This window comes from Nocardia sp. NPDC052566, from assembly GCF_044547285.1.
Taxonomy (GTDB): Bacteria; Actinomycetota; Actinomycetes; order Mycobacteriales; family Mycobacteriaceae; genus Nocardia.
In genome coordinates, this window is sequence record NZ_JBIUAF010000001.1 from 860789 (window position 1) to 874645 (window position 13857).

Consider the following 13857-nt stretch of genomic DNA (forward strand, 5'->3'; position numbering starts at 1 on the left):
CTCCGGCGAACTCCGGTGTGTCGCACCATCATCTGGATGCGCTTGGGCTCGGTTCGGGCTCGAGGGTAGTCAGATGGTGGCCCTTCCGGCGTAGCGCACCACCACGTGACTACGCTCGGCGAGCTTCGGGGATCGAGCGCAGTCAAATGGCCGCCGGTTGCGGTGTGTCGTATGGCCATTCGACTGCGCTCGCCAGCGGATCCGCGCCACCCAGCCTGTATCTCATCCAACCCGTGCCAGTCTGGCCGACCCCGGGAGATTCTGGCCAACCCCGTGTCAATCTGGGTCGATCTGGCCAACCCCGCCGCATGGTGTCCACCCGTGGCATGGTGGCCAACCCCGTGGTGTCGCACCGCTTTTCGACCACCGAAACCGGTGACTTCTTTCCTCTTTCCTCTTTCATCTTTTCAATCTCGAGAACGGCACCACAGCCAGACGACCGGGCTGGAAGCCGAACATCCCCACCCAATGGTGAGTGGTAAGCCGGGTACGGCAGGCGACGTGCCCAGCAATGCTCCCGGTAGACCCGGTAGCCGCAGCGCATCACGCAGAGAGTGAGCCGTGAGACGGGTAAGCCCCGCACCCCTACCGCAGCGACTATGACCGACCGGAACCGGTGAATAGTCAAGAACTGCAACCTTTTTCATGGACAAGCGACCAGCGATTCTGTCGGAAGTGTCCGTTATTGTCTCGTGACAATCGAACATGGTTTCGATAGAATAATCGTATGACACCAGCCGAAGTGACTGCCGAGCAACGGGTTAGCGCCCCGTTGCTCGCTGGGGTCAACTCGCTGCTGGATGCTCCGTTGTTGCCGTTGAGCGATGACGAGGTCATCGACACCGTTCGCGATATCGAATACGCCCGTCGGATCCTGGACGCGGCCGAGCATCGGGTGCTGGTGCAGGTGTGTGAACGCAGTATCCCGGATAAGACCGGTGCGGGGACGTTGCCGAAGTTTTTGATGCACACGTTGCGGATCTCCCATCGTGAAGCCGCACTGCGGAATACGGCGGTGGTGGAGTTGGGAACCTTCCACAACCTGCACGGTGACGAACGAGAACCCCAGCATCCCGAGACCGCGCAAGCGTTGGCCGAGGGTGCGATCTGTGTCGAGCATGCCCGCAAGATCTCCGAAGTCTTGAAGAAGATCCCGCGCCACACGTTGACCGAAAAGCATGTCGCGGCGGAAGCCGCGCTGGCGGAGTATGCGCGGACGGTGCATGTCGATGACATGGGCAAGGTCGGGGCGAAACTGTTGTCCTATTTGGATTTAGAGGGTCCTGCGCCGGATCATCGGGAACGGCAACGCCGCCGCAGCCTGCACCTATCCAAAGCGGGTGTGGATGGGATGGCGCGGTTGATCGGGGATGTCACTCCGGAGCTGTCGGCGTTGCTGGAGCCGGTGTTGGCGAAATGGGCGCGGCCGGGGATGAACAATCCTGATGATCCGGACTCTCCGCGTGGGGATTGTGAGCATGTGGATCGTGAGGCGATGGTCGCCGCGGCGGCGCGGGATACACGCACGACGGTGCAGCGTAATCATGATGCGGTGTTGGCGTTGCTGCACCCGGAAACCAAAGTCGACCATCTCGGCACCCATCGCGGTCTGCCGGTCGAACTCATCCTCACGATGGGCATCGATCAGTTGGAGGATGCGGCCGGGTGCGCGACCACCGCGACCGGCGGCACGGTCCCGATCACCGAAGCGATCGAGCTCGCGGCGCATGCGAAACCGTATCTGCTGATCTTCGACTCTCAAGGCCAGCCGTTGCATTTCAGCCGCCGACGGCTGGCGTCTGCTGATCAGCGCCGTGTGTTGACCGCGACCTTGCGGGGCTGTTCTCGGCCGGGCTGTGATGCGCCCGCGAGTATGTGCGCGGTGCATCATGTGACCGAATGGGCGCGCGGCGGATCGACAGGAATCGATAATCTCACTCTCGCCTGTGATGCCTGTCATGCTTTGGTCAATGATGGGCCGAATGGGTGGAAAACCGTTGTTATGGACCGGTTCTCGGAGTATCCCGGTCGGGTGGGTTGGATCGCACCGAAGCATGTCGACCCGTATCAAGAACCGCGGGTGAATCATCGCCATCATCCGGATGAGTTGATCGCTGAGGGGCGGGAAGCTCGGCGGCGGGAGAACGGAAGTCCGCCACACCCAACTGAATAGCGGGTACCCCCCGAATGTGCTTTCACCCGACGCCAGCCGGGCGACTCACCGTCGCCCGGCCACAGCAACGCCTGAACCGAGGTCGGCGACTACGAAGCTCGTGTCGGCCTACTCGCCTCGGCACTCCCTCATTCACCGATGCCTGAACTAGGTGAGTGCGGCGGAGCGGACGGTCGGTCGCGTTAAGCTTCGCCGACGCGTTGCCGCTATCGTGCTGAACAGTGTTCGCTGGTACGAAACCCGCAGGGAGACCATATGACCCGCATTGCTGTAGTGACCGGAGCTTCGTCGGGGATCGGTAGGGCCACTGCCGAAGCGCTGGTGGCGCGGGGGTATCAGGTGATCGGGACAAGTCGTGACCCGGAGAAGATCGAGGAGGGCAACCGGATCGCCGGGGTCGATTATCGGGCGCTCGATCTTACGGATCATGATTCCGTCGAGCGTTTCGCCGCCGGGCTCGATACCGTCGATGTGCTGGTCAACAATGCGGGGGAGAGTCAGGCCGGGCCGCTGGCCGAGTTGCCGACCGCGGCGGTCGAGCGGTTGTTCCAGCTCAATGTGCTCGGGCCGATCGCGCTCACTCGGGCGGTGCTGCCGGGGATGCGCGAGCGGGGATATGGCCGGGTGGTGATGGTCGGGTCGATGCTGGCGAGTTTTCCGATGCCATACCGGTCCTCCTACGTGGCGACGAAGGCGGCGCTGCGCGGATTCGCCACGGCGGCGCGGTTCGAGGAGTCGCCGTTCGGCGTGTGGTTCACCACCGTCGAGCCGGGGCAGATCGATACCGGGCTGCGTGAGCGGCGCACCAAGTACCTCGACGAGGGTTCTCCGCATACCGCCGACTTCACGCGGTTCATGGCGAAGCTCGATACGAAACAGGCGGAAGGCATTACGCCGCAACGGGTTGCGGAGACGATCCGAACGGCGGTGGAGGCTCCGCGGCCCAAGCCGCTGTATGCCGTCGGCAGTGGTGCGCCCGCCATGTTCGCCGTGCGCCGTCTGCTGCCACGTACGGTCATGGAGCGGATCATCGCGGGCGCCTACGGGCTGCGGCGCTGAATCCGGCGCCGGCAGTGGCATAGGGCACATTTCGCGGGGCGGTAGGGTCGGTGCGGCGGATCGCACGGATTCCGCGGTCGATCGCGCCTGTGCGCGCGGAGCGGAAGCTGGAGGTGCTGTGGGAGAGGCGGGGCTGCGATTCGCCGTGCTGGGGCGGATGACTGTCCAGCGGGGCGATGCCGAGGTCGCGACCGGGCGGCCGCGCACCCAGGCCGTGCTCGCGGCGCTGCTACTGGCGGGCGGGCGGCCGCTGACGGCGGCGCAGCTGATCGACGCGGTATGGGGGGATCAGCCGCCGGGCAATGCGATCGGTTCCTTGCGCTCTCATATCGCGTTGTTGCGCAAGGTGATCGAACCCGATCGGGCGCCGCGCGACGCGGCTACCGTGCTGGTGTCGGTGGGGGACGGCTACGAAGTTCGGGTCGAGGGGGAGGCGATGGACTGCGGTCGCGCGGAAGCACTGGCCGAGGCCGCCGAAACCGCCCGTGGTGCACGTGAATTCGAACAGGCGCGGCAGCTGCTGACGCAGGCGCTCGCGCTGTGGCGGGGCGAGCCGCTGGCGGGGGTGCCAGGGCCGTTCGCGGAATCGCAGCGTCGGCGTCTGTCCGAGCTGCGCGTCACGCTGCTGGAGGCGCGGTTCGACCTGGATTTACAGCTGGGCAAGCACGATCGAATCATTGGCGAGCTCACGGTATTGAGCGCGGAGTTCCCGATGCGCGAGCGCCCGCGCGGACTGTTGATGACGGCACTCTATTACGCGGGCAGGCGCGCCGAGGCGCTGGCGGTGTACGGCGAGGCGCGGCGGACGCTGATCGAGGAGCTCGGTATCGAGCCCGGTCCATACCTCGCCGAATTACACAGTCGCATTCTGGATGACGACCTGCCCGCGCCGGTAGCAGTGCTCCCCGTCTCGAACATATCGATCGCTGATCCGCGCCAGCCTGAAACGCGGTATCGCGATGACGCGCGGCAGCCGCCGGGAGATGCGGTGAAATATGCACTGCCCGCACAGCTCCCGGCAGATATTCGCGACTTCACCGGGCGGGAAAGGCAGGTCGGCGAGCTCGTCGATCTGCTCGAGCCCAGCGAGACCGCTCCGGTGCTCGCGGTCGTCACAGGGATGGGCGGTATCGGGAAGACCACGCTGGCCGTCCATGTCGCGCACCTGCTGGCCGATCGGTATCCCGACGGCAGGTTTTACGTCGACCTGTGTGGGGTGTCGGATGTTCCGGCCGAGCCCACCGCGGTGCTCGGTGCCCTGCTGCGTGCACTCGGTGTCGGTGAGGGGGCGATCCCTGCGGATGGCGCCGGCCGGTCCGTGCTGTTGCGTGCGAGATTGGCGACGCGAAAGGTGTTGCTGATACTCGACAATGCCCGCGATGCGGCGCAGGTGGCCGCGCTGCTGCCAGCCGCACCGGGGACCGCGGCGGCGATCACCAGTCGTTCGACGATGGTGGATCTCGTTGGCGCGCAACTGGTCCCCGTCGACGTGCTGGATCAGGGCGAGGCGCTGGCGCTGTTCCGCGGTATCGTCGGTGCGGACCGGGTGGCGGCCGAACTCGATGCCGCGCACGCGATTACCGCTGCATGCGGGCTGCTGCCGTTGGCGATTCGGATCATTGCCGCACGGCTCGCGGCGCGCCCGCTGTGGTCGATCGGTGCGCTCGCCGCCCGGTTGGCCGACGAAGGCAGGCGGATGGGTGAGCTGCGCCTGGGCTCGGCGGCGGTGGAGACCACTTTCCGTTTCAGCTACCGCCACCTCGACGGCGAACAGGCGCGCGCATTCCGGTTGCTGTCCGTGCCTGCTACGCAGGGTCTTTCGCTGGCGGCCGCCGCCGCGGTACTCGATCGAGACGAGTACCGGACCGAGGAACTCTGCGAGGCGCTGGTCGATCTCGGTCTGCTGCAATCGCCACAACCCGGTCGCTACCGGTACCACGACCTGCTGCGGTTGTTCGCCCGCACGCTGACCGGCGAAGACCAGGAGGGCGAGGAGGGCGTACTGCCCCGGCTCCTCGACTTCCTGCTGGCCACCGCGAAAAACGTGCTCCGGGTGCGATCGCCGGGGCACCGTGACGATCACTTGGCCGCCACGGTGGCCGTGGGGGAGCCGATCGATAACCTGGATCAGGCTGCGGCATGGCTCGGATTGGAGCAGCCGACGATCATCGCCCTCGGCACGCAGATCGCCGCCGACCACCCCGAACACGCGTCCCTCAGCATCGATCTCGCACTGGCCGTCGCCGCGACCCTCGAAACGAGCAGGCATTCACCGCATCGCGCGCAGGCCCTGCGCGCGTTGATCGATGCGGCCGATCGCCACGGCGATCGGGTTGCGGCCGCGCGGGGCCGAGCCGCGCTGGCATTCGTGCTCACCATGGATCTCGGTGAACCCGAGGAGGCGTATCGACTCGCGCTCGAAACATGGGTCGCACTCACGGAATTCGATGACCGCTTCGTCCTGGCGGAGATCGAGCACCTGCTCGGCCTGCTGCACTACTTCGCCGGACGTTTCGACGACGCCGTGTCGCGGCTGCGGACCGCGATCGAGATGTTCGCGGCCATGGCCGACCGGTGGTGCGAAGGGCAGGCCGCGGCGAGCCTCGCCCTGTGCCATGGCGATGCGGCGCAGTGGGATCAGTGCGCGGTCGCGGCCGATCGTGCGTTGCTGATCGCCCGGGAACTCGGTACCTCGGATTTCGAATCCGTCGCACTGCAAGAGCTCAGCCGGGTGGCGCTCGAACGGGACGGCGATACCGATCGGGCTCTGGCGCTGAGTGAACAGGCGGTAGGTACCGCCGAGGCGCGCGGATCCGGTCGTATCCAAGGGTGGGCGTTGCTGCGCTTCGCCGACGCGCGCCTGCGTGCCGGACGCCTCGAAGCCGCTGAATCCGCTGCGGCCGAAGCCGTTCGAGTATTGAGCGCGACCGCCGGACCCGCGCACCAGGCCGACGCCGTGCTCATGCACAGCCGAACGGTGGCCGCGCTGGACGCGACCCGGCGATAGCTCGTTACGCCGCGTAGAGGCGATCCTTGGCGCGGGCGTAGGCGCGCCGGCCCGCGTACCGCCACAGCAGCCGGACTGGTCCTGGCACCTTCGCCAGGAAGATCTGCCGTTCTGCTGGAGTGGCCACATCCAGAAGCGCGCTCAACGCGGCGAGCCGCTTCTTCTTATCGACCTTCGCCAGCCCGCAACGGCCGAGCCCATCCCATTCGTCAGCGGTGAGATGCGCGGCGACCAATGGGAGCACCGAATTCTCCTCATCGTCCATGTGCGCGTTGAGGATCGAGCTCAAGGCCTCGAGTTGGGCGGCCAGGCGTTCCCGCGTTACCGGTCCCGTATCCGCGAGTAGCTCGACGATCGAGCTCTCGACGGCCACGCTGAGCGCCTCGATCCGATGATGCTGATCCTCCATGCGCACAACGACTTCGGCAGGGGGAGTGACCCTGGCGCGCAGCAGCGGCCACAGATACTCGTCCTCACCGCGGTGATGAATCTCCAGCGACGCCAGCAACTCCCGCAGATGGTCGGTGACGATATCGATACGGACAGTATCGCCCGGCGCGAGCGCGCGCACCAGTCCGGGCGCGAGCTCCAGCATCCGGCGGAAGCCCCGATGGACCACGACCATTTCCTGAATATGCGGGGTGCTCACGTGTATTCCTTTCTGCGGGACAGTATTGACCACTCTGATGGTTGCGTCACCCGATCAACAACGGTCGGCATTCGAATCAACAGGTGATCAACACCCCGTCGCTTGCGTTGACGGAATTTTCGGAGCCGTGCTGGAATTCGACGCATGCCCGAAAAGGTCGAGGTGAATCCGCAGCGGTTACGGCAGGCAGGCATCGTGGTGGGAGAGGTGCAGAGCAGGGCGCAAGAGATACTGACGAGGCTGGTCGACGCCACCAGTGGGCTCGGAAGTCCGTGGGGTGACGACAAATTCGGTGCGAAGTTCGCGAGTGGCGCAGCGGGGTACGTGCGGGCGGAAAGCAATATGATCGACGGCGCGAAGGGGCTGGCTGGTGCGCTGGGTGGATACTCCGCCGGATTGACGGCGGCCGCAAAGGAATTCGCTTCCGCTGAAGAACGCTCCGCGGGTGAATTGAAATAGATGTCGCTGGAGATGCCGGAAGGGCTTCGGTGGCTGGGACTTGTCGCGGGCGCCGAATGGCCTGACGGCGACGAGGACAAGATGTGGGCGCTGGCACATGCGTGGCAGACCGCGGCGCATGAGCTGAACGCACTGATCGCCGATATCGCGAAAGCGAAGGATGTGGCGCTGGCCGCCTATCCGGCGGGCAAGGGATCGGAGAACGCCGCCGCGGCCTTCGACAAGCTGCTGCGCGGTGACAGTTCCGTCGAGCACCTGGCGACCATGTTCGAGCAGATCGGCGCGGCCGCCGAACACGCGGGCACGGCGCTGCAGCAGACCAAGTTGATGATCATCAGCTCGCTCAGCATGCTGGCCTGGGAAATCGCCGACGCGTGGCTGTTTCCGCCGACCGCGCCCCTGGTGGAGGCCGCGGCGATCGGCGCGGCGCGCGCCTTCCTGTACATGGTCGGACGCCGGCTGATCGCCGCCTTGGAAAAGGTGGTGCCGTGGCTGGTGAAGGCTGCCGATTATGCCTGGCGGGCCGTGAAATTCGTGCTGAGCCTGCCGATCAAGCTGTTCGAATACGCAGGCACCAAAGCCGGGGCGGCCGTCGAATCCGCGCTCACGAAGATCGGCACCCGCGAGGCGATCGCCGCGGGCGGCGGGCAAATGGCGAAAGGGCTGATATCCCAGAGCGCTACCGCCGCCGTCTGGGCGGTCGACCAGGATCTGCTGATCCAGGCGATCCAGGTCGGGCAGGGCCATCGGCGCGGGATCGACTGGAAGGAGGTGGGTATCTCGGCGGCTGCCTCGGCGGGCGGCGCACATCTGGGCAATGCGCTCGGCAACGGTTTCGGCCGTGCGATCGAGTTGATGAACAAGAGCAAGGGCTGGGATATCGCCAAGAACGGCGTCAAAGGGTTCGGCGAGGGCGCCGGTACTCCGTTGATGGGCAAAGGAATAGGTAAAACCGACTTCGGCAAGGGCGTGGCCGAGATCGCGAACAGGCCGGGGCGATTCGACCTGACCCATGGCGTCGGCGGCACCTTTCGTGGCATCGTGGCGGGCGCCGCGGGCGGCGTGGGTTCTACCTTCGGCGGCAATATCATCGCCGCGGGCATCACCGGCGATTGGAGCCTCACCGCAGGGCTGGCCGGAAATGCCTTCCGCAGTGGCGGTTCCGGGCTCGTTCGCGGCGGAGTCGGCGAGCGCGGAGCGCCACCACCGAGGTTCGATACGCATGAGCTACAAACATTCTCGGCGCACCCCACGAGGCCGGTCACCCCCGACGGCACCCGCCCTACCCCGCCGACCCGTGACTCGCCACGGCCGAGCCAAGAGTCCGTCAACCGAAACCCCTTGCACACCAGTCGACCTGAGCAGGCAACGACGAACCCGCACGAACAGCCGACGTCTGGAAACGACCAGCCCGGTAACGCTGGCCGCGATCGGATGCCCACCGGCGAGGAACCCGCTCCGTTCACGCACGACCGAGAGGTCGGCAGTACAACGTCTGATGGGCAGGAGGGCAACGCAGGCGCTGAGCATGTACCTGCGCCTGTGGGGCATGATCAGATCGCCCCCGCAGCGGGTGATAGAACGCCCGGTGAACCTGTTGAGCGCCCAATTAGCCACGAGCAGAACGTAAATAGCGGTGGTGACCCGATCGCTCGCGCGCCTGACCAGGGTCCCGCCGGAGTCGGCGAGAACTCGCCCGCCGGTCAGGGCAACATCCCTCGCGATCCACCCCCTCCCACGCAGGAGCAGGTGACCAGTGGTCACGACGGCTCGGCGGCTTCGGGCCACGAGCCCACCGTGAATGGCCGCCAAGACACACCCACCGGCCGCGATGAAACCAGCGCGGGCAGTCATGATCAAGCGCCTGATAGCCAGGGGGGAACGTCGAGCTCCGACCACCCGACAATCGACCACGTGGCGGCGGCGCCCGAACACGATGGAACCCCCGCTGGTGGCGGTGACACGCCGACTGTGCCCGCACGGCAAGAGATCAACGGTTCCGAGCAGGCCTCGCCGATTGGGCACCAGCAGGCGAACCCGGACCACGAAGGTTCATCGACGACCAGGCCTGACGGTGCGGCTACTGGGCATGACGGCGGCCATGCTGGTGGCGTCGAATCACCGGTCGCGTCGCAGCGTCAGGAGAACGGCGAACCTGGTCAGGTTCCGTCGGCTGGGCACGATCAGCGGCGACCTGGTGACGAGGAGACCGCTGGTGCCAACGGGCAGGCAGCAGCTGGTCAGGCGGCGGCTCCTGCTGCTGGGGCATCGGCGGCCAGCGGCAGTGCGGCGCCCAGCAGTTCCGTCGGCGCGCCACCGCCACAATCGAGCGACCGGGCTACCCCGGGCACGGCGGCCCTGGCGTGGAAGGAGTTCAAAGAGGCCACTGGGGCAACGAGATTCGAGACCAAGGTGCCTACGGTGGCCGATCGGATGCTGGGGGAGCACATCGACAAGTACGGGGCGGCGGTGGTGCGGGATATTCGGGACGTGCCGAATCAGGTGGTGCAGCGTGTGGAGAACTGGTTGGGGAGTGGGCAGGACGCAGTTCGGCCGACGTATCGGAGCCGGATTGCGGGAGAGCAGCGAGAGCAGTTCGCGGAACTGCTGCGGGAGTCGGGCGTCGACGCGCCGGATGAGCGGGCGACGTTGGCGGGCAGCGGGATGAAGGCGAAGGGGCGGCCTAAGCAGGACGGTGAAATGGATGAAATGCCTGGGAGCTATTACATTGCCGCGCCGGATCGTTCGGTGTGGCGGGGTGTCGATGGGTCGGCCGGTCATCCGCGCAGCGGGATCGCGCCGAGCGGGAAGGAGTATCGATGACCAACGAACACATGAAGTCCGAGATGGCCGCCGCGCGTGCGGCATTGGATGAGCTTCTCGGCGGTATCGACGAGGTGGCGCGGCAGCGTGCCGCGCTCACCGCCACGGCGGCCGCGTACGACGGGCGCATCACGATCACGGTGAACGCCAACGGTATTCCGATCGATGCGCGATTCTCCGAGGAGATCGATGAGCTCAGCTATGAGGAGATCGCCGCGGCCATACCCGCGACGGCGCAGGCGGCGGCCGCGGAGGTCGCGCGTAGGAGCGAGGAGCTGATGCGACCGTTGCTGGCGCATCGGCAAGGGCTGCCTCGATTGTCGGATCTCATTCCCGGCGCGCCGGATTTCGAGGACTATCGGGCGCCGATGGGCCTGTCGTCGTATTCCGTTGACGGGCAGCGGTGATGGCGGAATCGGAGTGGCCTGGCCTGGACAAGCTCGCGTCGAGCGGATTCCTGAGGGTCGACGACACGGTTGCCGTGGACTGCGCGAACCAGTGCGCCGAGTTGGTCGCTTTCCTGCTCGGCATCAAGAAGGCGGTCGGCGACAACAAGCTGGATCGGCTCGACCAGATCGGCACCCTGTCGTCGGGGCGCGCGCTGAGTGGGGTATTCAGCGGGAAGGGGCGGCAACTGGCCAAGGCGCTGGAGGCCCACGTCAAGCTGCTGGCCGACATGGCCGACGCGTTCAAGGTCGCGGGCCGCGCCTACGCGCAGGCCGAGCGTGATTCGATCATCGACTTGAGTCATGTCCGGGTGGCGTATACGCCGTCCTCGATCGAGGGAAAGCCGGGCAAGGCCGAGATTCCGTCGGTGTCGCCGTCGCGGAGCAAGTCACCGGATGTGCCGGACTCGATGTCGAAGTTCAAGGGGAGCAAGGATTCCCCCTCGATCATGCCCGACAACCCGGACTTCCTGACCTGGCGTCAGCTCCACGATCTCGGCAGGTCGATTCGCGCGCAGCCGATCGCCGATGCGGGCGGCGCGTGGTCCTGGCTGGCGAAATCGCTGTACCAGCAGGCGCAGGAGTTCGTGAACAACCTGACCTCGATCGAGGACCGCTGGGAGGGCGATGGCGCCGAAGCGGCGATCGCGGCGGCGCGCAAATACGGTACCGAGGTGAAGGCGCTGACCGAGGCCATGGTGCTCATGGGCGACAACCTGATGTTCACCGCCGGCTGGCTGGATGCGACGAGACGGTCGATGCCGCCGACGCCGGAGCCGCCGGAACCCGCTGAGGTCAAAGGGTATTGGAATCCGGCAAGCCAGGGCTGGGTGCCGAGTCATCCGGGTAAGCGCACCGATCAGCTGCCGATGTACCGGGAGTATTTCAAGGCGCTGTACGTCGGGGGAATGAACGAATCCACCAGCGAGATCCCCGTGATCGTGGGACCGGCCTCGGCCAAACCGTCAGCAGGAGAGGACAAGAAGCCAGAGGACAAGAAACCGGAGGTCAAGAAACCGGTCCCGAACTTGTTCGACATGGCGGTCCCGCTACCTGAGGACCCGAAGCCCGGCGTCAAGAAGCCGGAGGTCAAGAAGCCGGAGTTCCCGAAACTGTTCGATGATGCGGCGCCGACTCCGAAGGATCATCCGCCGCAGGGCGTTAAGCCGAACTGGGCTGACGTGATGGCGCAGCAGCATCGGCCCGGCGTCGACCCGGTACCGCAGTACCGACCTGACGCGCGACCGGCATCCGCGCTGCCGGACCCGATGGTGGCCATGCCATCGATGAGTCATCAGAAAGTGCCGGACTGGAATGCGCCTGTCACACAGGAGGGGCGGCCGGTGAACGTGCCGTCGTTCGCTGATCTCGACGTGCCGGATCCGAATTCGCCGGTGGTACCGCCAGGCGGACAGGTGACCATGCCCGTAGTCGACCGGCCGGTGATGTCCGTGTCGAATATGCCATCGGCTCAGCAGGATCCGCCGCTCACCACGCCGGTATTCGCCAACCCTGAATGGCCGGACATGAAGACGCCGGGGACGGATCAGGACCGCCCGTCGAGCGTGCTGCCGCGTTTCCCCGACCTATCCGGATCGAATGGGCCCACAGCGCATCCCGACGGATCGGTGCTGCCGCAGCTGGGCCGACCGCAGCTGACCGACCCGAGCAGACCGGTGGTTCCACAGGATTCGCCGATAGCGCGGCCGCCGTTCGACTCATCGCCGAATCAGCGGCCGCCGGGCCCGCGGCTCCCGAGCGACACCTCCCGACCGGAATCGACGCCCGACTTCGCATCCGGCTCGAACCCGATCAGCCAGCTCGGATCGAATGCGGCGCAAGCTCTGCAATCGCTGCCGGGCCTGCCGAAGTCGCTGGCCGGTATGCCCGGCGCGGCGGACCCGGCCGGACTGAACCCGCCCGACACCACGCGCATTTCACCCGCGCTGAGCGCCAATGCCCGCACGGGTGGCGGCGGTCTGTCCGGCGGGGTGTCCGGTGACACCGGGCCAGGACTGGCGCCGCAGGATCCGTCGAGGTCGGCGGCGCTGTTCCCGCGTGCGTCCGTGAGTTCATCCGCATCGGTACTGCCGGCGAGTGCCGCACCGGGAGCGGAAACCGCGGGCACGCCCGGCATGCCTATGTCACCACCGATGGGCGCGCCCGCTCGCGCGCAGGACAAGGAGTACAAGCGGCCCAAATACCTCAATTCCGCCGAGCATCTGGAGGACGCACTCGGCCCCAATCAGGTCGCGATCAGACCGGTTATCGAACCGATCCCCGCCGCGCCGGTCGAGCCCGACAGCGAGCGGCCGCCCGTGCATCAACAGCAGCCGGGACAGCCGCGCGTGGTCGCCAACCGGCCACCGAGGCCTACACCGCAGGAACCCGTTGTGCCCCAGTCCGGTCCGGTCGTCGACCTATGAATCGTGCCTGGCGCACCACCGATCTGAAGTTCGCGGTGCTGTGGGAGATGCTGTACCGCGCACCCCTCCCACCGCCGCTGCTGTTCACCAGTCGCACACCACTGCTCGACGACTACGAGCGCGAGAAGACCGCCGTGGCAGCGGAACTGCGGGGCCGGATCGACGGGTCGCTGCGGGCGGCTCTCGATGCCGTTGCCGCGCCGCTCATCCGGATCGAGGTGCACGGCAGGAACGAGGATTCCGAACCGGCGCACAGGGTGCGAGTACTGGCGGGGCACAATGCCATTCGCGGATGTGTCGTGACGCAGCTGCCTGGTGAGACGGAATCGCACAGCGGCGGTTACCTGATCGCCGAATGCGATCCGGAGCAGCTCGCCGGTGCGGTACTCGCGGCGCTCGGCCACGCACCGCCCGGCTGCCGCGGCACCGTCCCGCTGCTTGCCCTGTCGGGCGCCGACGGCATGGACTATTCGTTCGGCCGCTCGCTCACCGGTGACGACGGTGCCACCGCGTGGGCGGCCGATTTCCTCCGCATGCCCACCGAGCGACACGGTGTCATCGACATCAGTCAGGGCCGTTCGAAGTTCGGTCCGCGCGGTATCGGCACGCATGTGATCGCCTGGCGTGACCTCGTCGACGACGGCCGCTACGCCATCGTCTGCGCGGGCGCGCCGACGGCCGTCGGTGTCGGCGCCGCCCAGCTGACCGCCCTGGTCGACGCCGGTATCGAGACCATGCTCGCCCGGCTCGCCGACGAGGACAGGTAGCACCCCGCGAACCGTGACAGATCCTCTGTTGATCCGTCATGCGACGGG

The 13857-nt window shown here is 66.5% G+C and carries 9 protein-coding genes; 8 read left to right on the plus strand and 1 reads right to left on the minus strand.

The window, feature by feature from the left end:
- Positions 1–727: 727 nt before the first annotated feature.
- The 3 genes from ACIG5A_RS03695 to ACIG5A_RS03705 all read left to right on the plus strand — a co-directional run bounded on the left by ACIG5A_RS03695 (position 728) and on the right by ACIG5A_RS03705 (position 6239).
- Positions 728–2173, plus strand: coding sequence for a DUF222 domain-containing protein (locus ACIG5A_RS03695; RefSeq protein ID WP_397237326.1), 1446 nt, complete (start codon positions 728–730; stop codon positions 2171–2173).
- A 255-nt stretch (positions 2174–2428) separates the two neighbouring features.
- The gene (locus ACIG5A_RS03700; protein ID WP_397237328.1) at positions 2429–3232 is read left to right on the plus strand and encodes an SDR family oxidoreductase; all 804 of its coding nucleotides are present in this window, start codon (positions 2429–2431) and stop codon (positions 3230–3232) included.
- Between the two features lie 157 nt (positions 3233–3389).
- A complete protein-coding gene (locus tag ACIG5A_RS03705) occupies positions 3390–6239 on the plus strand; it encodes an AfsR/SARP family transcriptional regulator (RefSeq protein WP_397237330.1) in 2850 nt (949 codons plus the stop codon).
- Positions 6240–6243: 4 nt separating this feature from the next.
- On the opposite strand, the gene ACIG5A_RS03710 is transcribed toward ACIG5A_RS03705, so the two are convergent.
- Entirely contained in the window at positions 6244–6888 is a 645-nt protein-coding gene (locus ACIG5A_RS03710; protein WP_397237332.1) for a hemerythrin domain-containing protein, read from the minus strand.
- Between the two features lie 144 nt (positions 6889–7032).
- On the opposite strand from ACIG5A_RS03710, the gene ACIG5A_RS03715 reads away from it, so the two are divergent.
- Genes ACIG5A_RS03715 through ACIG5A_RS03735 form a run of 5 tightly spaced genes read left to right on the plus strand, consistent with a single transcriptional unit; the run spans position 7033 to position 13809 of the window.
- Entirely contained in the window at positions 7033–7347 is a 315-nt protein-coding gene (locus ACIG5A_RS03715; RefSeq protein WP_397237334.1) for a WXG100 family type VII secretion target, read from the plus strand.
- Positions 7348–10170 carry a hypothetical protein gene (locus ACIG5A_RS03720; protein WP_397237336.1) on the plus strand — a complete coding sequence of 941 codons (2823 nt, stop codon included), beginning with the start codon at positions 7348–7350 and terminating at the stop codon, positions 10168–10170.
- A complete protein-coding gene (locus tag ACIG5A_RS03725) occupies positions 10167–10577 on the plus strand; it encodes a YbaB/EbfC family nucleoid-associated protein (RefSeq protein ID WP_397237338.1) in 411 nt (136 codons plus the stop codon). Before ACIG5A_RS03720 ends, ACIG5A_RS03725 begins: the two co-directional genes overlap by 4 nt.
- On the plus strand, positions 10577–13042 hold the full coding sequence (locus ACIG5A_RS03730; RefSeq protein WP_397237340.1) for a PPE domain-containing protein: 2466 nt from the start codon (positions 10577–10579) through the stop codon (positions 13040–13042). Before ACIG5A_RS03725 ends, ACIG5A_RS03730 begins: the two co-directional genes overlap by 1 nt.
- The gene (locus ACIG5A_RS03735) at positions 13039–13809 is read left to right on the plus strand and encodes an ESX secretion-associated protein EspG (RefSeq protein WP_397237342.1); all 771 of its coding nucleotides are present in this window, start codon (positions 13039–13041) and stop codon (positions 13807–13809) included. The genes ACIG5A_RS03730 and ACIG5A_RS03735 overlap by 4 nt, the downstream gene beginning before the upstream one ends.
- The last annotated feature ends 48 nt before the right edge of the window (positions 13810–13857 follow it).